Source organism: Pseudomonas sp. NFX15 (assembly GCF_049132105.1).
GTDB lineage: Bacteria > Pseudomonadota > Gammaproteobacteria > Pseudomonadales > Pseudomonadaceae > Aquipseudomonas.
In genome coordinates this window covers 133173-155420 of the sequence record NZ_JAFMPV010000002.1, presented here as the reverse complement: position 1 = coordinate 155420, position 22248 = coordinate 133173, and the positions used below count along the sequence as shown (strand labels likewise).

Sequence of the window (22248 nt, the reverse complement as noted above, 5' to 3'; positions counted from 1 at the left end):
CTCGCCCTGAACTGCCCCTGAACGCACTCTGAACCGAGGCTGAATCAATCCGCCCCCAACGTTTCGCCACGTTTGTACAGGAGTTCCGACCATGCGCATGTTCTTCGCTGTCCTCCTACTGGCCTTGAGCGGGCTCAGCCAAGCTGCGATCAAGACCGAGGAAATCCCCTACCAAAGTGCCGACGGTACAAAAATGATCGGCTATTACGCCTACGACGACGCCATCAAGGGCCCGCGCCCCGGAGTCGTGGTGGTGCATGAGTTCTGGGGCCTGAACGACTACGCCAAGCGCCGTGCCCGGGATCTTGCCGGGCTGGGCTACAGCGCCCTGGCCATCGACATGTACGGCGACGGCAAGAATACCGAGCACCCCAAGGACGCCATGGCGTTCATGCAAGCGGTGAACAAGGACAGCGCCGTGTCCAGCGCCAGGTTCCAGGCCGGGCTCGACCTGCTGAAGAAACAACCGCAAACCGACCCGCACAAAATCGCGGCCATCGGCTACTGTTTCGGCGGTGGCGTGGTCCTCAATGCCGCGCGCCAGGGTCTGCCGCTGGCGGGAGTCGTGAGTTTCCACGGCGCACTGGCGACCAACACACCGGCCACGCCGGGCAGCGTCAAGGCGAAAGTTCTGGTGGAGCACGGCGCGCAGGACAGCATGGTCACGCCGGACAACGTGGCGGCGTTCAAAGCTGAAATGGACAAGGCCAGGGCCGACTATAAATTCGTCAGCCTCGACGGCGCCAAGCACGGCTTCACCAACCCGGACGCCGACCGGTTGAGCCACGGCGATCATGGCGGGCCGGACATTGGCTACAACAAAACGGCGGATGAAAAATCCTGGGCGGATATGCAGGCGTTTTTCAAAAAAATCTTCAGCTGACATGCAGCACCTGAAGCAGAGCACGCTCCCCTGTGGCGAGGGAGCTTGCTCCCGCTCGGCTTCGCGGCAGTCGTAAATCCTGTAATCGTGCGTTGTCTGGACACAATACGACTGCAGGTTTTGGGGCGGCTTCGCCACCCAGCGGGAGCAAGCCCCCTCGCCGCAAAAGCGATCCGCTACTACCCACCCCAGCGAGCTCCGTCACCCCAAAAGCCTTCGGCCACTACCCAGCCTCAAGGCAACCCGGCAAAATGCCCCTCATGAATCCAGCCCCCGCCCTGCCCGTCTGCTGCACGCCCCTCGATGACCATTGGCCGCTGCCGTTTGTGCTGCCCGATACAGTCCTGTTGAGCACTCACTTCGACAGTGCCCGACTGGCCAGCGATGATTTCCTGCGCAGCGCCGTTGAGGCGCCAGCGACCATCCAGCGTTCGGTGGCCAAGCGGCAGGCTGAGTTTCTCGCCGGACGAGTGTGTGCCCGGGGGGCGCTACAGCGCCTGGACGATTTGAATTTCATTCCGGCGATCGGTGAAGACCGCGCACCGGTATGGCCTGCGCATATTGCCGGCTCGATCACCCACAGCACTGGCCGGGCGGCGGCCATCGTCGCGAATAAACGCCATTGGCGTGGCCTGGGCATGGACCTGGAAAACCTGCTCAACCCCGAACGCGCCGAACGCCTGGCCGGGGAAATCCTCAACCCGCCGGAGCTGCAACGCCTGGCAGCCACGCCTGCCGAGCAACGGGCGTTGCTGGTGACCCTGACGTTTTCGGTCAAGGAAAGCCTGTTCAAGGCGCTGTATCCAATCGTGCAACGGCGCTTTTATTTCGAGCATGCCGAAGTGCTGGAGTGGCGTGAGTCGGGTGAAGTGCGTGTGCGGTTGCTGACTGATTTGTCCCGTGAATGGCGCAGTGGCACCGAGCTGGAGGCGCAATTTGCGGTCGGGGATGGGCAGTTGTTGAGTCTGGTCAGCATCCGGGCCTGAGGTTTTTTGGCGTCCCTTAGGCCCCCATCGCGAGCAGGCTCGCTCCTACACTGGATCTATGTCACAGCCTAATTTCCTGTAGGAGTGAGCCTGCTCGCGATGGGGCCAAAACAGGCACTAAAAATCTCAACGCCGCTCCTGATTCCTCGGCCAACTCAGGCTAAAGCACGCCCCGCCCAGGCTCTTGCTCTTGCCAATCAACGCACGCCCGTCGTGCCAGTGAATAATCCGCCGCACAATCGACAGGCCCAAACCATGCCCGCCCGATGCCCGCGTACGGCTGTCGTCGAGGCGCAGGAACGGTGTGAAGATTTTCTCCCATGCCGCTTCCGGCACTCCCGGCCCGTCATCCTCGATGTCTACCCGGCAACGCTGCTGCCCTACCTGATAACTGATGGTCACCCGCGATTGTGCATGGCGCATGGCATTGGTCACCAGGTTCTGGATCGCCCGGTGCAGATAGCGCGGCTCGGCCTCAACCCAGGCGTCGTCGTTATCGGCCGCCGACAGGCACAAGCCGCGCTGCACAGTGACGTCGGCGCGCAACGGCGCCAGCTCCTCGAGCACCTGGTTGACCAAAGCATCCAGGTCGATACGCTGGAAATTCAGCGCCGGCGACCCCTGCTCCAGCCGGGCATAGGTCAACATCTCGTCCACCAGCCGGTCGAGGTCTTCAATGTCGTGGTCCATACCCTGGCAGTATTTTTCCAACGCCTGTGGCGTGGTGGCCGAGCCGATCATCTCCAGGCCAAAACGCAGGCGCGCCACCGGCGTGCGCAATTCGTGGGACACCGCGCGTACCAGTTCCCGCTGGATCGCCAGCAACTGCTGCAAGTGCTCGGCCATGCCATTGAACGCCGCGGCCAGCCGTCCTACCGAGTCTGCACCGCGCGCCGGCACGCGGGTTTCCAGGCTGCCCCTGGCGATGCGCGTGGCCGCCGCTTCCAAGCCACGCAAGCGCCGTTCCAACTGACGCACCAACAAGTAAACGATCAAACCAATCAAGGTCAGGCCCAGCGCAGCAATCAGCACCAGCCACTGCGGCGGATAGGGATTCATCTGGTACAAGGGGCCAATCTCCAAGACCCACGGCGTGCCGACCATGCCAGCAAATACCCGGATCGAATCGCCCTCCTTGCCCAGCGCCATCACGGTATCGCCCTCGGACACCCGGCGACTCTGGTCTTCGTCCATGTCGGCTTGGTCCACCGTGACCAGCCGCAGGTCGAAGCCGAAACCCTTGTCTTCCTTCAATTGCGCCAACCGCAGGGGCTGGTCGGCGACCGGAGTGCGTACGAGCTCGTCGGTCAACAGGTAGATGGTCGCCCGGGCCAGTTGCTCGCTGATCTGTTGCACCTCCCCGGTGAGCATCAACTGCTCCTTGTCGCTGACCAGCTTGTAGACCTTCGCCGCGTGCGGCCCGGTCTGCTCCACCAGCGCCTGGCCGCGCAAAACGCGGGTACGCTGGGTCAGGTCGAGGTCAGTCTCGGCAAAGGTTTTCAGCGCCAGCGGAATACCCAGCAAACGCTCCCACACCAGCAAGGCGCGGTGGCGTTCGGTCTGGTTCATCGGTTGCAGGTTGTCGGCCATCAGCGAAAACGTGCCGTGGGCCAGGCGCTCGCGGTACTGCTCGCTGCGCACCTGGTTGAGCAGGTGCAACGCCAGCACGCCGAGGACAGCCACGAGGATCAGCGCGGCGCACATGCCGCCATAAATGCGCAGGAAGATCGAGTTCACAGGGGTTGGTCTACGCAGGCCTCGGGAACGAACAGGTAGCCTTTGCTGCGCACAGTCTTGATCAGCCGTGGATGCTCCGGGTCATCGCCGATTTTCGGGCGGATGCGTGAGATGCGCACATCAATGGACCGATCCTGGCCGTCATAACCGATGCCGCGTAGCGCGGTGAAGATTTCTTCCCGGGACAGGATGCGCCCGGCGTTGGCCACCAGCAGCCAGAGCAGGTCGAACTCGGCGCTGGTCAATTCGATGCCATTGCCCTGCAACCAGGCTTCGCGCAATGCGTTGTCGACGATCAGCGGGCCGAACTGCAAGCGCCGCTGTTTTTCCGGGGCGACGTCTGGGGTTTCACTGCGTCGCAATAAAGCCTGGATGCGCGCCAGCAACAGTCGCGGGCGCACCGGTTTGCACACGTAGTCGTCGGCGCCCAGGTCGAGGCCGAGAATCTGGTCGGTGTCGTCGGTGCGGGCGGTGAGCATCAGGATCGGGCCGTCATAACGCGAGCGGACCTTGCGACAGATGCTCAGGCCGTCTTCTCCCGGCAGCATCAGGTCGAGAATCACCAGGTCCGGTTGTTCCTTGATGATGCGCGCCGCGGCCCGTGCGCCATCACCTTCGATCGATACACGCAGGCCATTGGCTTCCAGGTAATCGCGGGTCAGTTCGGCCAGTCGCTGGTCGTCCTCCACAATCAATACCTGCCACGCTTCTTGCTCCACGGGTGACCTCTGCTTGCCAAAAACACGAATAAGGAAGGATCCACCCGTCTTTTTGTAATGATTCGGGGGGACAAATATGTATACACGCTGGGCCGATTGTATAAACGCCGCCCGTCGAGAACACAAGCCGGGAAATGCGTTCGGACAACCGGGTTTTTTGTGATAGGGTTCGCGCCCTTAAAAATCTGACCAGGCGATTTCACCCATTGAAAATCGCCGAAAAAAGCTTCGATCCAGCAAGGTCGCGGCCTACACGCCGGTTCCCTCTTTCACACACAATTTACGCACAGGTTTATCCACAAGCAGTACGTTGCAACCCCCCATAAAACGCATTATCTTGTACCCCGGCGCCAAAAAAACCCTACATGTAGGGTTTTAGCTAAAAAGCCCAACCACATTTCAGACCAGAAACTCAAGCGCTTTATTGCCTGTTTATGGTTGAACCAAGCGTGAACTTACAAGCCCAAACCGCACAGGCGGATGGCACCGTTTTTTTCAGGCCCAAGCGGCCAAAACGGTACGGGTGTTGCAGTCATGACTGGCACCCCGAAAGGAATCCGGTTTCGAGCCCAGGCTCGTACCAAAACTTCGGCAAGGACGGCCTCATTAGCCTTTTTCCTACTGTCCCGAAGTTGTTATGCCCGACGTCCGTCGGTTGTAGTGCTTCAGGACAGAACGGTGGGCACCTTGATGGTGCCCAAACAAACATAGTGAATGTGGAGACACTCCCCCATGCAAACCGACACAACTCGCGAGAACCCGCAGGGCACCTTGCCGCAGGCCGCTGATTCGCATTCGGATCTGTCCGCCACCGCGCCTGGCCAACTGCGCGTGATCAAGCGTAACGGCACTGTCGTTCCTTACACCGATGACAAGATCACCGTCGCCATCACCAAAGCGTTTCTCGCAGTTGAAGGCGGCAATGCTGCTGCCTCGTCGCGAATCCACGACACCGTGGCCCGCCTGACCGAACAGGTCACCGCGACCTTCAAGCGTCGCATGCCATCGGGCGGCACCATCCACATCGAAGAAATCCAGGACCAGGTCGAACTGGCCCTGATGCGTGCCGGCGAGCAGAAAGTCGCTCGCGACTACGTGATCTACCGTGACGGTCGTTCGAAAGAACGCGCTGCCCACGCACCGGCCGAAGAAGCGGTCAACGCTCACCCGTCGATCCGCATTACCCGTGCCGACGGCAGCCTGGCGCCGCTGGACATGGGCCGCCTGAACACCATCGTCACCGAAGCGTGCGAAGGCCTGGAAGAAGTCGACGGCGACCTGATCCAGCGCGAAACCCTGAAGAACCTGTACGACGGCGTGGCCCTGACCGACGTCAACACCGCCCTGGTGATGACTGCCCGTACCCTGGTTGAACGCGAGCCGAACTACTCGTTCGTGACCGCGCGCCTGCTGATGGACACCCTGCGTGCCGAAGGCCTGGGCTTCCTCGGTGTGGCCGAGAGCGCCACTCACCACGAGATGGTCGACCTGTACGCCAAGGCCCTGCCGGCCTACATCGCCAAGGGTATCGAGTTCGAACTGCTGAACCCTGTGCTGGCCTCCTTCGACCTGGAAAAACTGGGCAAGGCGATCAACCACGAGCGCGACCAGCAATTCACCTACCTGGGCCTGCAGACCCTGTACGACCGTTACTTCATCCACAAGGATGGCGTGCGCTTCGAACTGCCGCAGATCTTCTTCATGCGCGTGGCCATGGGCCTGGCGATCGAAGAGAAGCACAAAGAAGACCGTGCGATCGAGTTCTACAACCTGCTGTCGTCCTTCGACTACATGTCGTCGACCCCGACCCTGTTCAACGCCGGTACCCTGCGTCCACAACTGTCGAGCTGCTACCTGACCACCGTGCCGGATGACCTGTCGGGCATCTACCACGCGATCCACGACAACGCCATGTTGTCGAAATTCGCGGGCGGCCTGGGCAACGACTGGACACCGGTTCGTGCACTGGGTTCGTACATCAAGGGCACCAACGGCAAGTCGCAAGGCGTGGTTCCGTTCCTCAAAGTAGTGAACGATACCGCCGTTGCCGTTAACCAGGGTGGCAAGCGCAAGGGCGCTGTGTGTGCCTACCTGGAAACCTGGCACATGGACATCGAAGAGTTCATCGAGCTGCGCAAGAACACCGGGGATGATCGTCGTCGTACCCACGACATGAACACCGCCAACTGGATCCCTGACCTGTTCATGAAGCGTGTCTTCGACGACGGCAAGTGGACCCTGTTCTCGCCATCCGAAGTACCGGACCTGCACGACCTGACCGGCAAGGCCTTCGAAGAGCGCTACGAGTACTACGAAGCCCTGACCGAGTACCCAGGCAAGGTCAAGCTGTTCAAGACCATCCAGGCCAAAGACCTGTGGCGCAAAATGCTGTCCATGCTGTTTGAAACCGGCCACCCATGGCTGACCTTCAAAGACCCGTGCAACCTGCGCAGCCCGCAGCAGCACGTGGGCGTGGTCCACAGCTCGAACCTGTGCACCGAGATCACCTTGAACACCAACAAGGACGAGATCGCCGTTTGCAACCTGGGCTCGATCAACCTGCCGAACCACATCGTCAACGGCAAGCTGGACACCGCCAAGCTGGAACGCACCGTGAACACCGCCGTGCGCATGCTCGACAACGTGATCGACATCAACTACTACTCGGTGCCACAAGCGAAGAACTCCAACTTCAAGCACCGTCCAGTCGGCCTGGGCATCATGGGCTTCCAGGATGCGCTGTACCTGCAGCACATTCCTTACGGTTCCGATGCAGCGGTCGAGTTCGCCGACAAGTCGATGGAAGCGGTCAGCTACTACGCGATCCAGGCGTCCTGCGACCTGGCTGACGAGCGTGGCGCGTACGAGACGTTCCAGGGTTCGCTGTGGTCCAAGGGCATCCTGCCACTGGATTCGCAACAGATCCTGATCGACGCCCGTGGCCAGAAGTACATCGATGTCGACCTGAACGAATCCCTGGACTGGGCACCGGTTCGCGCCCGTGTACAGAAAGGCATTCGTAACTCGAACATCATGGCCATCGCTCCGACCGCGACCATCGCCAACATCACCGGCGTTTCGCAGTCGATCGAACCGACTTACCAGAACCTGTATGTGAAATCGAACCTGTCGGGCGAATTCACCGTGATCAACCCGTACCTGGTTCGCGACCTCAAGGCTCGCGGCCTGTGGGACTCGGTCATGATCAACGACCTTAAGTACTACGACGGTTCGGTGCAGCAGATCGAACGCATCCCGCAAGAACTCAAAGAGCTCTACGCGACCGCGTTCGAAGTGGACACCAAGTGGATCGTTGACGCCGCCAGCCGTCGTCAGAAGTGGATCGACCAGGCCCAGTCGCTGAACCTGTACATCGCCGGTGCATCGGGCAAGAAGCTGGACGTGACCTACCGCATGGCCTGGTACCGTGGTCTGAAAACCACCTACTACCTCCGTGCCCTGGCCGCGACCAGCACCGAGAAGTCGACCATCAACACCGGCAAGCTGAACGCTGTTTCCAGCGGCGGCAACCACGGTGACGACTCGGTCCTGGCAGCACCTGCCGGCCCTGCTCCAGTGCCGAAGGCGTGCGCCATCGACGAGCCGGATTGCGAAGCTTGCCAATAAGCTGAGCCGGTAAGCGTCGCAAGGCGCTTACCCGAAACCCCCGATCCGCCTCTGGCAGGTCGGGGGTTTTCTTTTGCCCCGAGGAAATGGGTGACTGATCTGACGTCTTCGCTGGCAAGCCAGCTCCTACAGAGACGGTGATCCCCGGTAGGAGCTGGCTTGCCAGCGAAAAACGATAACGCGGTCTGACACCAGACACAAAAAAACCCCTCTTTCGAGGGGCTTTTTATGCAGCGCGATCCAGCATCAGGTCATCTGAATGATGGTCTGCATGATGGTGCTCTGGGTGGAGATGGTCTTGGCGTTCGCCTGGTAGTTGCTCTGCGCCTTGATCAGGTCGACCAGTTCGTTGGTCAGGTTGACGTTGGACTCTTCCAGCGAGTTGGAAACGACCGAACCCAGGGTGCCGGTTTCCGGCGCATCGTAGCCCGGGATGCCCGACGCATAGGTTTCTTTCCAGCTGGTGCCGCCTACCGGTTGCAGACCCTGCTCGTTGGTGAAGCTGGCCAGGGAAATCTGGCCGATCGGCTTGGTCTGGTTGTTGCTGAAGTTGGCCAGCAATACACCGGTGCCGTCGATGGTCAGGTTGGTGATCTGGCCGGTGGCGTAACCGTTTTGCGATGGAATCGAACGCGCGGTGTCGGCGTTGAACTGAGTGGTGTTGGCCATCGCGATGGATACGCCAGACGGATCGGCCGATGCGCCGTTGGCCGCCCAGACGCCATTGGTTACGGTGCCAGGGGTCCAGTTGGTGATTTTGAGGTCGCTACTGATGATCGGCGCAGGTGTCGGTACGGTCGGCGGAACGGTCACCGGCGCCGGTGTGCTGACCGACGTCAGTTTGCCGCTGGAGTCAAACGACATGGTCGAGGCGATTGGAGCGGTGACGGTTGGATCGCTGCCATCGGGGTTGCGGCCATCGATCAGGGTGTAGGTGTCCCAAGTGTTCGCGCCAGTCTTGACCATGTACTGATCCATGGTGTGCTGGTTGCCCTGAGTGTCGAAAATCGGGGTGCTGAACGACTTGGTAAAGGTCTCAGTCTTGGACGGGTCGAACTTGTTGGCCGCGACGGTCTGGTCGATCACCGGCGAGGTCGAGTTCAGGTTAATAATCGACGAGACGGAGCTAGTCGACTTCGGCGCCAGGTTGGAAGTATCGATGCGCAGGTCGGTCAACACGCCGTTGACGATCTTGCCGTTGGCGTCCACGCCGTAGCCTTGCAGGCGGGCGGTGCCGTCGCTGTTGGTCACGTAGCCGTCCTTGTCGGTCTTGAACGTACCGGCACGGGTGTAGGTCAGCGAACCGTTGTTGCTCAGGACAAAGAAACCGGAACCCTGGATACCCATGTCGAGCACGTTGCCGGTGTTGTTCACGTCACCCTGGGTGAACTGCTGGGAAACGTTGGCCAGACGCACGCCGTTGCCGACAGTCTTGCTGCCGGTGCCCAGGCGGGTGGCCGAGTACACGTCTTCGAATTCTGCGCGGGAGGATTTGAAACCGGTGGTCGCGACGTTGGCGATGTTGTTGCCGGTCACGTCCAGTTGTTTGTTGGCTGCAAAGAGACCGCTAAGGCCGATATTGAAAGACATCATCCACTCCTTTATGCCGGGTTAGTCGGCTTTACATACCAATGGTTTGTACTTTGGACAGGGCAACGCTGCCCAGCCCTGCCAGATTGAGCATCAACTCACCGCCGGTCTGGCTGATGGTCACGCTGTTGACGGTCGCCGGCAGGTTGGTGATCAACGCCGTGGACTGGCCATCGATGGTGGTCGTGGCGCCAAAGGTGTAGGTGCCCGCCGGCACCGTCTCACCTGCATCGTTCTTGCCGTCCCAGATAAAACTGGCGTTGCCGGCCGACTGCGAACCCATGTCGATGGTGCGTACGGTCGCGCCGGTGGAGTCGGTGATCTTCAAGGTGGCGGACGCCACCGAAGACGGCACCACCACCGTGCCGCTGAGGCTCTTGGTGGTATCGACCACCGCCTGGCTGCCCGGTGCAATGACCGAACGACCCACCAGCGACGACGCTTGCAGCGCCTGGGACGAGTTGTAGTTGCTGGCCAGGCCGCTCACGGTATCGTTGAGCGTGGTGATGCCTTCCAGGCTGCTGAACTGCGCCAACTGGGCCACGAACGCGCCGTTGTCCTGGGGCTCCAGCGGGTTCTGGTTTTTCAGCTGGGTCACCAGCAACTGCAGGAACGCATCCTTGCCCAGCGCCTGGTTACCCGTGGCGCTGCCGGTCGCCGATGCCAGGCCGTCCGTTGAGGTATTGGTCTTGATCGAGGAATTGGCCAGGATATCGTTGAGGCTCAAACCACTGGTGGAATCGCTAACACTCATCTGAGTCGCCCCTTATCACTGACCGAGGGTCAGGACCTTCTGCATCATGGTTTTGGCGGTGTTCATCATTTCCGCGTTGGTCTGGAACGAACGGCTCGCGGAAATCATATCGGCCATTTCTTCCACCACGTTGACGTTCGGGTAGTAGACGTAGCCCTTGGCATCGGCCGCCGGGTGGTTGGGCTCGTAACGCGCTTCGAGGTTGCTCTGGTCTTCGACCACACCCAATACCTGTACGCCTTGGCCGGCGGCGTCCTGGCTCTGGAACAGCGAGTCGCTGCCGCCGCTCTGGCCGCCTTGGAACATGGTGGCGAACACCGGGTGGCGCGCGCGGTAGGTCTGGTCGATGCTCGACGAGACGGTCTCGGCGTTGGCGATGTTCGAGGCGACGGTGTTCAGGCGCGTGGTTTGCGCACTCATGCCGCTACCGGCAATGTTGAAAACACTGGACAGGGACATGGCTTATTCTCCACGCAGGGCTGACACCAGCCCTTTGAATTTGCTGTTGAGCAGGGTGAAGCTGGCCTGGAAGCCGACTGCGTTTTGCGCATAATTGGACTGTTCCAGCTGGGCATCCACGGTGTTCTGGTCAATCGACGGTTGCATCGGCGTGCGATACAGCAGCGACTCGTCGCCATTGCCCACGCCTTCAGCTTCGATGTGACGGCTGTTGGTCATGTTCAGGGCAATTGTGCCGTTGGTGGTTTTCTGGCTCTGTGCCTCAAGCACTTTGGAGAAGTCCAGATCCCGCGCCTTGTAGTTCGGGGTGTCGGCGTTGGCGATGTTGTTGGCCAGGACTTCGGCACGCTGGGCGCGGAAGCCCAGGGCTTGTTCGTGGATGCCGAGCGCTTTATCGAAGCTGATGCTCATGTCGGGAAACCTTCGGGTGACCTGATTTTTCGTAGGATCAACTTAGCAAGCCCCATGCCAAATCAAAAAAGCCCGGAAACCGGGACTTTGCCGGGCATGGCAAGGCGCAAATGCCAGAAAAGCGGCAACGGTTTTCCGCCGGCTGCCGCTTTTCTGCCGCTTGGCACGATCAAAAGAGCACCGCGTCACCTTGTAGGAGCCGGCTTGCTGGCGATGAACGATGACACGGTCTGCCTGGATGACCGCGGCGCCTGGATCGCCAGCAAGCCGGCTCCTACAAGGGCACACGGTGTAAGTTGGAAATTATCGGCCACAAAAAAAAGGAGCCCCAAAGGGCTCCCGTTTTTTGACAACACCCACAAATCACTTCGCCTGGTAAATGATCCCCGGGCTGCACTGGACCATCTGGTAATGATCCGGCAAACCGTTCAGCGCCTCCGAAGCACCGAGGAACAGATAGCCGCCGGGCTTCAACGTGCTGTGAATGCGCAACAGGATGTCCTTCTTCACCTCGGCGGAGAAGTAGATCAACACGTTGCGGCAGAACACGATGTCGAACTTGCCGAGGCTCGCGTAGCTGTCCAGCAGGTTGAACGAACGAAATTCCACGCGGCTCTTGATCGGCGCCTTGATCGCCCAGCGCCCCGGCCCTTTCGGGTCGAAATAACGCTGCAGGCGCTCGGGCGACAAACCGCGACCGATGGCCAGACTGTCGTACTCGCCGCTCTTGCAGTTGGTCAGCATGGTGCCGGACAGGTCGGTGGCAACGATCTGCACACCCATCCGCAGCTGGCCCATGTTGACCCGCTCGAACTCGTCGATGGACATCGACAGCGAATACGGTTCCTGGCCTGACGAGCACGCCGCCGACCAGATGCGCAGACGCTGGCCGGGGCTGGCCTTGATCGCTTCGGGCAAGACCTTGTTCTTCAAGACTTCAAACGGGTAGGTGTCACGAAACCACAGGGTTTCGTTGGTGGTCATGGCATCCACCACCTGTTCGCGCAAACCGCTGCGCGGCTGGGTCTGCATGCGCTGGACCAACTCACCCAACGACTTGATGCCTTGCTGTTCCATCAGTTTGTTGAGACGGCTGGAGACCAGGTACTGCTTGTTTTCACCGAGCAAAATGCCACAGGCTTTTTCCAGGAATACCCGGAACTGTTCGAAATCCAAATTACCCGTAGACAATGATGCCGCCTCTTAAATCGTGTTGACTGCCAGGGGCCGGGCCCCTAGCTGATATCTGCTGCTTTGATCCGGTCGACTACCCGGGATGCCAGGTCATCAGGACGGAACTTGGCCAGGAAGTCATCGGCACCGACCTTCTTGACCATCGCCTGATTGAATACCCCCGACAACGAAGTATGCAGGATGATATGAAGCTTTTGCATGCGCGGGTCGTTGCGGATTTCCGCCGTCAGGGTGTACCCGTCCATCTCCGGCATCTCGATGTCGGAGATCATCATCAGGAACTCTTCTTCCGGCTTCTTGCCCTCATCGACCAGCTTGCGCAGGTAATCGAGCGCCTGCCTGCCATCGTTCAATGCGACCACTTCGACGCCAACCGTTTGCAGGCAACGCGTGACCTGCTTGCGCGCCACCGAGGAGTCGTCGACCGTCAGCACGCGCAACGACAGCGCCTTGTGCTGGGTCTCGACATCCACCACGCCGACGGAAATCGCTTCCGGGGTGGGCGCCACTTCCGCCAGCACCTTCTCGACGTCGATAATTTCCACCAACTGGTTATCGACCCGCGTCACCGCCGTCAGGTAGTGGTCGCGTCCGGTACCCTTGGGCGGTGGATGGATCTCCTCCCAGTTCATGTTGACGATGCGCTCCACCGAGCGGACCAGGAAACCCTGGGTCTTGGTGTTGTACTCCGTGATGATCACGAACGGATTGTTCTTGTCCTTCAGCGCTCCGGAACCCGTCGCCATTGCCAGATCAAGGATCGGAATGGTCGCCCCCCGGATGTTCGCCACACCGCACACGACAGGACTGGATTTGGGCATCAGCGTCAGTGGGGGGCATTGCAGCACCTCCCGAACCTTGAACACGTTGATCCCGTACAGTTGCTGGCCGTCGAGACGGAACAACAACAGTTCAAGGCGATTCTGCCCTACCAGTTGCGTGCGCTGGTTTACCGAATCCATTACACCAGCCATGCCCAGACTCCTACACCAACGCCAAGTGTTGTTGCGACGCACCGTCATCACTAAACGGCACGGCGCTTGCTTTTTTAATCGTTATGAACACAGAACCGACATTTTTCCGACACCTGACCACGCCCTTTCGCAAATTGCTCGGGGTACTGGCGGCTGTTTGCCTGTTCAACGCTGGCAGCCCTGCCCTTGCTGACGCGGTTACCTTGCCTGACATGCTTATCGGCGTCACTCAGGGCTTTCTTGAATTCACCGTAGAGGACTATCTGGCAACCAGTCAAACGCAAGGTCGCTACGAGATCCAGGTCAACCAGCTCGATCCGCGCATGCACATGCCCATGTGCGACAAGGAATTGACAGCCACACTTGAAAGTCCCAAGCCGATTGGCCGTGTTACGGTGAAGGTCCGTTGCGAGGGTTCATCGCCCTGGACTGTCTTCGTACCCGCTCAAGTCCGCCTGTTTCGCGAAGTCGTGGCCAGTGCACGGCCACTGCGCCGCGCCGCGATTGTCGAGCCGGGCGATGTGGTCCTGCGCGAGCGTGATATCAGTCTGATCAGCCAGGGCTACCTGACCTCCCTTGACCAGGCGATCGGGCAACGATTGACCCGACCAATGGTCGCCGACCAGGTCATTACCCTGGTGCATATCGAACAGGCCGAGGTCATTCGCAAGGGTGACCAGGTGGTGATTACCGCCCGCAGTGGTACGCTCAGCGTGCGCATGCCGGGTGAAGCACTGTCCAACGGCAGTCTCAGCGAACAGATCCGGGTGAAAAACCTCAACTCCCAACGGGTTATCAAGGCGCAGGTGATGTCGCCAGGGCAGGTGGAAGTGTCCATGTAATGCGCTGCGTTCATCAGAATGTGGCGCTCTGCCCGGCTGTTCCCTAGACTGTGCTCCATGCAGGGCGAGCGCTGACGCGCGCGAGGCTCATTGATAAATGAGCCTAAAGTTTTCCAGGGAATGGCCGAAAACAGGGCAAGCGTCCAAATTCCCAGAGGTTTTTTTTATCATGGTCATCGATTTCAGCCGTTTAAACAGCTCCTCGTCCCTTACGGGCAGTACACGTACCAGCGCCAGCAAGGACAGCGCCGAAACGGGCAAATCCGCGCCGCTGGAGTCCGCGGCCGAACAGGCCGGTACCGTCAAAAGCGGGGAATCGGTACATTTCAGCAATGAGGCTCAACAGTTGCAGAAGGTCACTGACAAGCTGCGCGATCAGCCTGCCGTCGACAACGCCCGCGTGGCCAAGTTGAAAGCAGCGATTGCCGATGGCAGCTATAAAGTCGACAGCAACCGTGTAGCCAGCAAACTGCTCAACTTCGAAGCCCAGCGCTAGGCCTACGCCGGCGCGAGGCTTTTGGACGCTTAACACCCAAGGCCAGCCATGCACGACACTCATTTACTGCAACTGATCACCGACGACTTTGCCCCAGTGCAACACTTGCTGGAATTACTGCAGACCGAATCCCTCGCCTTGCATGGCCGCGACATGCCATTGCTCGAGGACATCCTGGCGCAGAAACAGGCGCTGGTCGTCTTGCTTGAACAGCATGGCCGCAAACGCAGTGAAATCCTCGCCAGCCTCAACCTGCCGACTAACCGTGGCGGGCTGGAGCAACTGGCCAGCCAGTCGAGCATTGGCGATCAGTTGCTGGCGCAAAGCGACGTGCTGACTGATCTCCTGGCCCAGTGCCAGGCCATCAACGTCAATAACGGCCAGTCGATCCTGACGCAACAGGCCGCGACCGCCACCCAGCTGAAAATCCTCACCGGCGGTGAAACTCCGGCGCTGTACGATGCCAGCGGGACCTTCTCCAAGCTTGCTAAGCCACGCCCGCTCAGTCAGGCTTAGGCCGCTCGATCAGCCCGCACTATCCAAGACGCGAAAGATGCTGGCAAAATGCTAGCCAGCCGCAGTCAAATTTTGTCTGGAGATTGATTAACCGTGTCCAATGCCTTATCCGTGGATGATGCTCCGCAGCCACCCAAGGTGCTCTCCACGCCCTTGGAAATCTCCGGCAACCTGCGCCAGCTGCTCGAAAGTCATGATCCGCTGATCATCACGTTCCATGAACGCAGCCAGCGCTTCCAGAGCTATCTGGTGGACCTGGACCGTGACAGCAACATGATTGCCCTGGACGAAATGATCCCCCGCGATGGCGAGCGCTATCTGCTGGCGGGCGAGTCGTTCCGGGTAGAGGGCTTTCACGAGGGTGTGCGCATCGCCTGGGAAAGCAACGGCCCGCTGACCATCGACCAATCCAACGGCAGCCGCTGTTATCGCGGCACCCTGCCTGACGAAGTGGTGTACCACCAGCGCCGCAATGCGTTCCGCGCTGCGTTGAAGCTGGCGCAGTTGGTCGACGTCAACCTCGACGGCGAAAAACTCAAGGCACCGATCAGTGGCAAGCTGCTGGATATTTCCGCTACTGGCTGCAAACTGCGTTTCGACGGCGACATCACTGGCAGCCTGCAATTGGGCCAGGTGTACGACCGTTTCAGCGCCGACCTGCCGTTTGGCAAGATGACCGCACCGGTCGAATTGCGTTACCTGCACTTCGAAGAAAAGATCTCCACCACCTTCGCCGGCATTCGCTTCCACAACATGAGCGGGCTGGTGCAGCGTCAGGTTGAGCGGTTCGTCTACCAACTGCAACGCGAAGCGCGTCGGTTCGACAAAGACGATCTCTAATGTCTTGAGTCCTTGCTGGCGCGGGTGGCCTTGAAACGTGCATTGCACTGTCGGCCGCCTTCGCTGGCAAGCCAGCTCCTACAAAAACTCCTAACCGCCGCAAGAATTTTGCCAGCCCACGCACTGTAGGAGCCGGCTTGCCGGCGAAGGCGTCTTGAACGCCTGCGCTGGTCTGTCGGCCGCCTTCGCTGGCAAGCCAGCTCCTACAGGGATGAAAAAAACGGGCAGCCCCTTGCGGTGACTGCCCGTTTTTTTGTGCCTTGGAATTACGGTCTGGCTTCGCTGAAGCTGGGGTCGCGCCCTGAATCAGGGTCCTCCGGTGGCTGATCGGTCTCGGTTTCGATCACGGTTTCAGGCTCGGCTTCAGGTTCTTCCCCGTTACTCACCGGATTTTGCATCTGATCCTGTACCACCTGCTCATCAACACGCGGGTCGAGGCAGGCCACCAGCGGCGAGCTGGTCATGTTGTCCGGCATGGCCACGTGATGCAGCGGCGCATCTTCCACCTGATGCAGGTTGGTCACCGCTTTCGGACGAATCCGCCACACCAGCACCAACGCGAAGAAACTGAAAAACGCGTAAAGCATCTGGCTGCCGAACAGCTTCATCAGCACGCCGGCCACCAGTGGCCCGATACTCGCCCCCACGCCGTAGGTCACCAGCAACATCGCCGTCAGCGACACCCTGCGATCGCCTTCGACATGGTCATTGGAGAACGCCACCGCCAACGGATACAGGCAGAACTGCACCAGCGAGCAGACGAAACCGGCGGCAAACAGCACTTGCAGCGGCACCGTCGGCAGGATTGCCAACGGCAACGCGGCCACTGCCAGGCAGAACGCAAAACTGCGGATCAACAGCGCCCGGTCGTAGCGGTCGGACAGCCAGCCCAACGGCCACTGCACCAGCAAACCGGCAAAAATGCAGCTACCCATGAACAGACCGACCTGCTCCGTGGACAAGCCTTGCTGCGAGGCATACAGCGGCGCCAGGCCGTAGAACGAGCCGACGATCAGGCCCGCCCCAAGCACTGTGCTCAATGACTGCGGTACGCGCTTGATGAAGAACCGCGGTTCCATCGGCGCCGGATGCAAGGGCGCCGGGTGAATCCGTCGGGTCAGCGCCACGGGCACCAGGCACAGGGCAAAACACAGGGCGACCAGCATCAGCAGCTCCAGCCCCAGCGCCGGGTGCATGACCAGAATCAGTTGGCCCAGCACCAGGCCCAGGTAAGAGGCAATCATGTAGCCGCTAAACACAAGCCCGCGCTGCTTGGCCTCAGCCTGCTCGTTCAGCCAGCTCTCGATGACCATGTACTGGCACATCATGCCGAGGCCGACGATCACCCTCAGGAACAACCACGCCGGCAGCCAATCGATCAGCCCATGGCCCAACACCGCCGCGCCGACGATCCCGGCACACGCCGAGTAGGCTCGGATATGCCCGACCCGGGCAATCAGCCGGTGACCGATCTTGCCCCCCAGCACCAGGCCGAAGTAGTTGGCGGCCATCAGCGCACCGACCCACAGGCTGTCGACGTGATCGGCTGCCAGGCGCAGGCCCAGGTAAGTACTCAACAGGCCCGAGCCGATCAACATCATCAGCGAGGCGAAATACAGCGCTCGAAAGGATTTCCAGATTTGGCGCATCGGCGTTCCGAGCGGCTCCTTGCAGTGAGAATCGGCTATCGCTAAACGATAGCCGGATGTCGACAGGTCGTCAGGCCTGGGCGGCTAAAACGCGCCGTTCCCAGGGAGTAATTTCATCATGGAAACTGGTCAGCTCCAGGGTCTTCGAAGCGATGTAGCCTTCGATGAATTCCGTGCCGAACAGTTCCTTGGCCAACTGGCTACGTTTCAGACGCTCCAGTGCCGCATGCAAGGTACAGGGCAAAGAAAGATTGTCCGGTACTTCGAACTCGCCCTGGATCGGTGCGCTCGGCTCCAGCGCGTTCTCGATACCATGCAAGCCCGCTGCCAGGCTCGCGGCAATCGCCAGGTACGGGTTGGCATCGGCGCCCGGCAAGCGGTTTTCGACCCGACGGGCGACCGGCAAACTGGCCGGAATGCGCAAACCAGCAGCGCGATTGTCGTGGGACCAGCACGCATTGTTCGGCGACGCGTAAGGGTGGCACAAGCGCTGGTAGGAGTTCACGTTGGGTGCAAACAGTGCAGTGAAGTCGGCCATGCATGCCTGCTGGCCAGCAATGAAGTGACGGAAAGTGGCCGTCTCCTGCCCCGCTTCGTCGCTGAACACGTTTCGTCCCGAACCCATCTCGACGACGCTCTGGTGAATGTGCATCGAGCTACCCGGCGTGTGCGCCAATGGCTTGGCCATGCACACCACGCTCAAGCCGTGCTTGAGGGCGACTTCCTTGAGCAGGTGCTTGAACAGGAATGTCTGGTCAGCCAGCAGCAGCGGATCGCCATGCAGCAGGTTGATCTCGAACTGGCTGACGCCCATTTCGTGCATGAAGGTATCGCGGGGCAAGCCCAACGCCGCCATGCACGCATAGACTTCATTGAAGAACGGCCGCAAGCCGTTGTTGGAACTGACGCTGAACGCTGACTGACCATCCTCGCGACGGCCGTCCAGCCCCAGTGGCGGTTGGAACGCCTGGGTCGGATCGGTGTTGGGGGCGAAGACAAAGAATTCGAGTTCGGTCGCCACGACCGGCGCCAGGCCGCGCGCCGCGTAACGCGCCATCACTGCCTTGAGCTGGCCTCGAGTCGACAGGTTGGAACGGGTGGTGGTGCCCAGTTCATCCGCATCACAAATGGCGAAGCCACGCGGCGGGTTGCTCCAGGGCAAACGGTGGATTTGCGCAGGGTCCGGAATCAGCGCCAGGTCGCCATCATCGCTGCCGTAAAACCGCGCCGGCGGGTACCCGCCCATGATGCATTGCAGCAGCACACCCCGCGCCAGCTGCAAACGCCGACCGTCGAGAAAACCCTCGGCGGTCATCACTTTGCCCCGTGGAACGCCGTTCAAATCCGGCGTGACACATTCAACTTCATCAATGCCCGTCAATCGCTGCGCGAGTGAACTCAGGCCAACGGTCGTCATGACGCTATCCTTGTTATTGTGCGGGCCGCGAACGGCGACCGTACAAAATAGGCTCCGCGTGTTCGGAATATCAAGCAGTGTCGATAAATAGGCTACCAGTCAGGGCAAGTAGAGGCGGAACACGCCACCGCCCAGCGGGCCGCCATTGCTGATTTCGGTACGCCCGCCGACACCATTGCGCTGATGCAACGCGGCGATTCGCCCGGCAAAGTACAGGCCGAGCCCTGTGCTGCCGGTACTTTGATTGATGCCCTGCACGTAATCGGCCTGGCGCTCGATCATCTGCGCCGGATAACCCTCGCCATCGTCATTGATGGTCAACACCAGTTGCCCGGCTTCGTCGCTGACGCTGATCAGAACGGCGTGCCGGGCAAAACGAATGGCGTTGTTGATGCAGTTGGCCAATACCGACGCAATCAACTCACGGTCGAAGAAGCCCAGCGGGCTCAGCGGGTCCACTTCAAAGGTGGCCATGATGCCGCGGCTGGCGAACACCTCTTGATGACACGCCAGTTGCGCTTCGATGAAATCGTCCAGCTCATGGTAGGCCGGCTGCAGCGGCATCTGGTTGACGCCGAGCTTGTACAGCCCCAGCAACTGCACCAGCATGCCGTTAAGGTGGGCGAACTCGAAGTCGATCACGCCCTGTTCCGGCGCTTGCTGCGCCGACGCCGGCAATCGTGCCAGCCACTGGGTGTGGGCCTGCATCAGCATGGCCAGCGAGTTCTTCATGTCGTGCACGGTAGAGGCGATCACCGTGGAGAAATCCAGTGCCTGTTCGTGGTCGTTCATTCGCCAAACGCCTTGCTCTTGAGCTTCTGGTAACGCGGGAAGCGCGCGTCGGAATCGGGCATCAGGCCGACCATTTTCAGGCAGGTGCGGCACTCTTCCAGCTCCGCCGACGCAACGCTGGTATCGGTGCCGTGCAACAACGACTGCGCCAGGTTCAGGGCGATACTGATGTTCTTCGGCTGCATCGCCAGTGCTTTGCGGAAAACCTGCCGGGCCTCCACCAGATTTCCGGTCTTGTACACGCGCACGCCCTGACGGTTGAGTTCGGCCGCGGCGTTGCCGGAATTGAGGATGCTCGGGTCGTCGGTCTGCTTTGCGATGTCCTTCATGACCGCCGGATCGTCGCCGTAGATCTCCACGCAGTTTTTCAGCATTGCGGTGCCGGCCTCGGTCTGCCCGAGCATTTTCAGCTGCTTGGCCACCAGCAACGCCGCTTCGGCGCTCATGAATTGCTCCATGCCATCCAGACGCAACAGGGCTTGCTCGGTGAGCTTGTCGGCCGTTTCTGCATCATTGATCAGCATGCTGGTGGCCTTCATCAAGCGCGCCCGAATCTGCAGGCCAGGGTCGCCGGGGTTGTCCTTGGCCACGGCGCTCAGCGTGGTATTGATCTCCAGCCGGGTGCGCGTGTCCAGGCCCCTGTCACTGCCCTTGCTGATCAGAGCGTGAGCCAGGCCGAGGTTACTTTCAGGATCCTTGAAGCGTGACTGCGCACCTTGGGCCACGGCCTGGCGATAGGCCTTGGAGGCAGTGTCGAAATCCTCGTTGGTCATCGCCAGTTTGCCGAGCAACGCCTGGCGGCGCACGGCCAGCGGCGACAGGCGAATCGCTTCTTCCAGAACACGCTGCGCACCCTTGGTGTCGCCTTCGGCCACCAGCACGTCGGCCATGCCGTCATACAGCGACGGCATCATCGGGAAGACTTTCAGGGCTTTTTCATAAACGCCCTTGGCCTGCCCGACCTGACCGCGCTTGAACAGCAACTTGCCCAACCCGGCAAACGCCCAGGGCAACGGACGGTCGGCGATGATGCTGTCGTACAACCGCTCCAGCGCTTCGTTCTGATTGAGGTCGCGCAGGGCATCGGCACGATAGCGCAGGCACAACGGCGAGTAGCGGATGTCCTGCTTGCACAGTGCGATGCAAGCGTTGAGCACCTCCATCGGCTTGCCGCGATCGAGGGCTTGCAGGATCGGTTTGAGCAAGGTCTTGCGCTGCTCCAGGCGTTCCAGGCGCTGGGCCAGGCTGGAACGGTTGAACGGTTTGGTCAGGTAGGCATCGGGCTCATGCTCCAGCGCACTGAGCACCATGGCCTGGCTGGTTTCGGCGGTGACCATGACGAACACCGCTTCATGACTGATCAGCTTTTCTTCCATCAGGTCTTCGAGTACCTGCTGGCCGTTCTTCTTGCCGTCGCCCAGGTGGAAGTCCTGCAGGATGAAATCGTATGGCTTCTGCGAGCACATTTTCAGCGCCTGCTCGCCGGTATCGGCCGTGTCCACTTCCTTGACGCCCAGTTCACGCAGCATCGACCTGACCGAACTGCGAAAGTCCGAGAAATCATCGACGATCAGAAAACGCTTTTGGTGATACGACAGCATCGAAGATTTCCAGGCAATTTAAGAAGAAGAACCCAAAGGCAATACACGGACGGACTCAGCTTCGCAGCCCCTGTTTTGGCGCGCAGATGATAACGGGTGGCACTAGGCTATCAACCATCTTCTCATTGAGATGAGCGCCCCTGGCCAACCGCGAGAGACGAAGTAGCCCCTGACTGTTCGGGTTATCGGCCAGCAGTGGCGTTCCCTTGAGAGCCTTCCCCTGCGACGCACTCTAATTATTTGGAGGCGCAGGATCAGCGGCTGGACCACCCTGCTGATAGATGACGGCGCCGAGGTGCTGGAAACCTTGAAGAGGCGGATGGAAATGGAAGATGCAGCCACGCGCTAATCGATTGAAGCCCTCCGGCGCGCTGCGAGCTCAAACGGCGTATAAAAATGCCCCGCAATATTAACGCCTGCGGGGCATTGTCGATTTTCGTGCCTCAGCCGAAACCGAGCTCAGGTGAACGATCAGTATTTGATATCCCGCGCAGTGCGACGGGTATCTTGCTTGGTGCTGCGCTTGTCCTGGCGACACTGCACATTGGTCTTGTCAGTGCCCTTTCTGCAATCGTCCTTGGTTTGCCGCGCGGTGGAACGTCCCTCTTGGCGGGTATCGCGAGCCTCACGCCGTTGCTCACCCTGCTCGGTCGCATAGGCGGGCACAGTCACCCATTGCACGCCAGTGGCGATAAGCAGCGTCGCCAGGGCTTTCAAGTAGCGCTTGCGAATCATGATTTTCTCCAACGCCATAACACTCG

At 60.2% G+C, this 22248-nt stretch carries 20 protein-coding genes; 7 read left to right on the top strand and 13 right to left on the bottom strand.

Annotated elements, in window-relative coordinates; translation table 11 throughout:
- Window positions 1-91: 91 nt before the first annotated feature.
- Entirely contained in the window at window positions 92-883 is a 792-nt protein-coding gene (locus J1D76_RS02830) for a dienelactone hydrolase family protein (protein ID WP_421136928.1), read from the top strand.
- A 260-nt stretch (window positions 884-1143) separates the two neighbouring features.
- A complete protein-coding gene (locus tag J1D76_RS02825; RefSeq protein WP_421136927.1) occupies window positions 1144-1869 on the top strand; it encodes a 4'-phosphopantetheinyl transferase family protein in 726 nt (241 codons plus the stop codon).
- A 126-nt stretch (window positions 1870-1995) separates the two neighbouring features.
- On the opposite strand, the gene J1D76_RS02820 is transcribed toward J1D76_RS02825, so the two are convergent.
- On the bottom strand, window positions 1996-3606 hold the full coding sequence (locus J1D76_RS02820) for an ATP-binding protein (protein ID WP_421136926.1): 1611 nt from the start codon (window positions 3604-3606) through the stop codon (window positions 1996-1998).
- On the bottom strand, window positions 3603-4325 hold the full coding sequence (locus tag J1D76_RS02815) for a response regulator (protein WP_421136925.1): 723 nt from the start codon (window positions 4323-4325) through the stop codon (window positions 3603-3605). Before J1D76_RS02815 ends, J1D76_RS02820 begins: the two co-directional genes overlap by 4 nt.
- A gap of 732 nt (window positions 4326-5057) precedes the next feature.
- On the opposite strand from J1D76_RS02815, the gene J1D76_RS02810 reads away from it, so the two are divergent.
- A complete protein-coding gene (locus tag J1D76_RS02810) occupies window positions 5058-7952 on the top strand; it encodes a ribonucleoside-diphosphate reductase subunit alpha (protein ID WP_421136924.1) in 2895 nt (964 codons plus the stop codon).
- A 246-nt stretch (window positions 7953-8198) separates the two neighbouring features.
- Here J1D76_RS02810 and flgE read toward each other — a convergent pair whose 3' ends face one another.
- From flgE to J1D76_RS02780, 6 genes are all read right to left on the bottom strand, one after another.
- Window positions 8199-9542: a flagellar hook protein FlgE gene (flgE, locus tag J1D76_RS02805; protein ID WP_421136923.1), complete on the bottom strand. Its 1344-nt coding sequence runs from the start codon at window positions 9540-9542 to the stop codon at window positions 8199-8201.
- 31 nt (window positions 9543-9573) lie between these two features.
- Complete coding sequence (gene flgD, locus J1D76_RS02800; RefSeq protein WP_421136922.1) at window positions 9574-10296, bottom strand: flagellar hook assembly protein FlgD; 723 nt, start codon at window positions 10294-10296, stop codon at window positions 9574-9576.
- A 15-nt stretch (window positions 10297-10311) separates the two neighbouring features.
- Window positions 10312-10755: a flagellar basal body rod protein FlgC gene (gene flgC, locus J1D76_RS02795; RefSeq protein WP_007980123.1), complete on the bottom strand. Its 444-nt coding sequence runs from the start codon at window positions 10753-10755 to the stop codon at window positions 10312-10314.
- A 3-nt stretch (window positions 10756-10758) separates the two neighbouring features.
- Entirely contained in the window at window positions 10759-11166 is a 408-nt protein-coding gene (gene flgB, locus J1D76_RS02790) for a flagellar basal body rod protein FlgB (RefSeq protein ID WP_421136921.1), read from the bottom strand.
- 363 nt (window positions 11167-11529) lie between these two features.
- Window positions 11530-12357: a protein-glutamate O-methyltransferase CheR gene (gene cheR, locus J1D76_RS02785; protein ID WP_421136920.1), complete on the bottom strand. Its 828-nt coding sequence runs from the start codon at window positions 12355-12357 to the stop codon at window positions 11530-11532.
- A gap of 44 nt (window positions 12358-12401) precedes the next feature.
- The gene (locus tag J1D76_RS02780; protein WP_421136919.1) at window positions 12402-13334 is read right to left on the bottom strand and encodes a chemotaxis protein CheV; all 933 of its coding nucleotides are present in this window, start codon (window positions 13332-13334) and stop codon (window positions 12402-12404) included.
- An 83-nt stretch (window positions 13335-13417) separates the two neighbouring features.
- Here J1D76_RS02780 and flgA point away from each other — a divergent pair, with 83 nt between their 5' ends.
- The 4 genes from flgA (at window position 13418) to J1D76_RS02760 (ending at window position 16028) form a co-directional block, all read left to right on the top strand.
- Window positions 13418-14176, top strand: a complete 759-nt coding sequence (gene flgA, locus J1D76_RS02775; RefSeq protein WP_421136918.1) for a flagellar basal body P-ring formation chaperone FlgA — start codon at window positions 13418-13420, stop codon at window positions 14174-14176.
- 169 nt (window positions 14177-14345) lie between these two features.
- The gene (gene flgM, locus J1D76_RS02770) at window positions 14346-14672 is read left to right on the top strand and encodes a flagellar biosynthesis anti-sigma factor FlgM (protein WP_421136917.1); all 327 of its coding nucleotides are present in this window, start codon (window positions 14346-14348) and stop codon (window positions 14670-14672) included.
- Between the two features lie 48 nt (window positions 14673-14720).
- Entirely contained in the window at window positions 14721-15188 is a 468-nt protein-coding gene (locus tag J1D76_RS02765) for a flagella synthesis protein FlgN (RefSeq protein WP_421136916.1), read from the top strand.
- A gap of 93 nt (window positions 15189-15281) precedes the next feature.
- Window positions 15282-16028: a flagellar brake protein gene (locus J1D76_RS02760; protein ID WP_421136915.1), complete on the top strand. Its 747-nt coding sequence runs from the start codon at window positions 15282-15284 to the stop codon at window positions 16026-16028.
- Window positions 16029-16294: 266 nt separating this feature from the next.
- On the opposite strand, the gene J1D76_RS02755 is transcribed toward J1D76_RS02760, so the two are convergent.
- From J1D76_RS02755 to J1D76_RS02735, 5 genes are all read right to left on the bottom strand, one after another.
- Window positions 16295-17677, bottom strand: a complete 1383-nt coding sequence (locus tag J1D76_RS02755) for an MFS transporter (RefSeq protein ID WP_421136914.1) — start codon at window positions 17675-17677, stop codon at window positions 16295-16297.
- A gap of 70 nt (window positions 17678-17747) precedes the next feature.
- The gene (locus tag J1D76_RS02750) at window positions 17748-18992 is read right to left on the bottom strand and encodes a glutamine synthetase family protein (RefSeq protein ID WP_421137102.1); all 1245 of its coding nucleotides are present in this window, start codon (window positions 18990-18992) and stop codon (window positions 17748-17750) included.
- Between the two features lie 201 nt (window positions 18993-19193).
- Entirely contained in the window at window positions 19194-19886 is a 693-nt protein-coding gene (locus J1D76_RS02745; protein ID WP_421136913.1) for a sensor histidine kinase, read from the bottom strand.
- Window positions 19883-21487 (bottom strand): response regulator, encoded by a 1605-nt coding sequence (locus J1D76_RS02740; protein WP_421136912.1) that lies wholly within the window; start codon window positions 21485-21487, stop codon window positions 19883-19885. The genes J1D76_RS02745 and J1D76_RS02740 overlap by 4 nt, the downstream gene beginning before the upstream one ends.
- Before the next feature lie 471 nt (window positions 21488-21958).
- Window positions 21959-22222, bottom strand: coding sequence for a hypothetical protein (locus J1D76_RS02735; protein ID WP_421136911.1), 264 nt, complete (start codon window positions 22220-22222; stop codon window positions 21959-21961).
- Window positions 22223-22248: the final 26 nt, after the last annotated feature.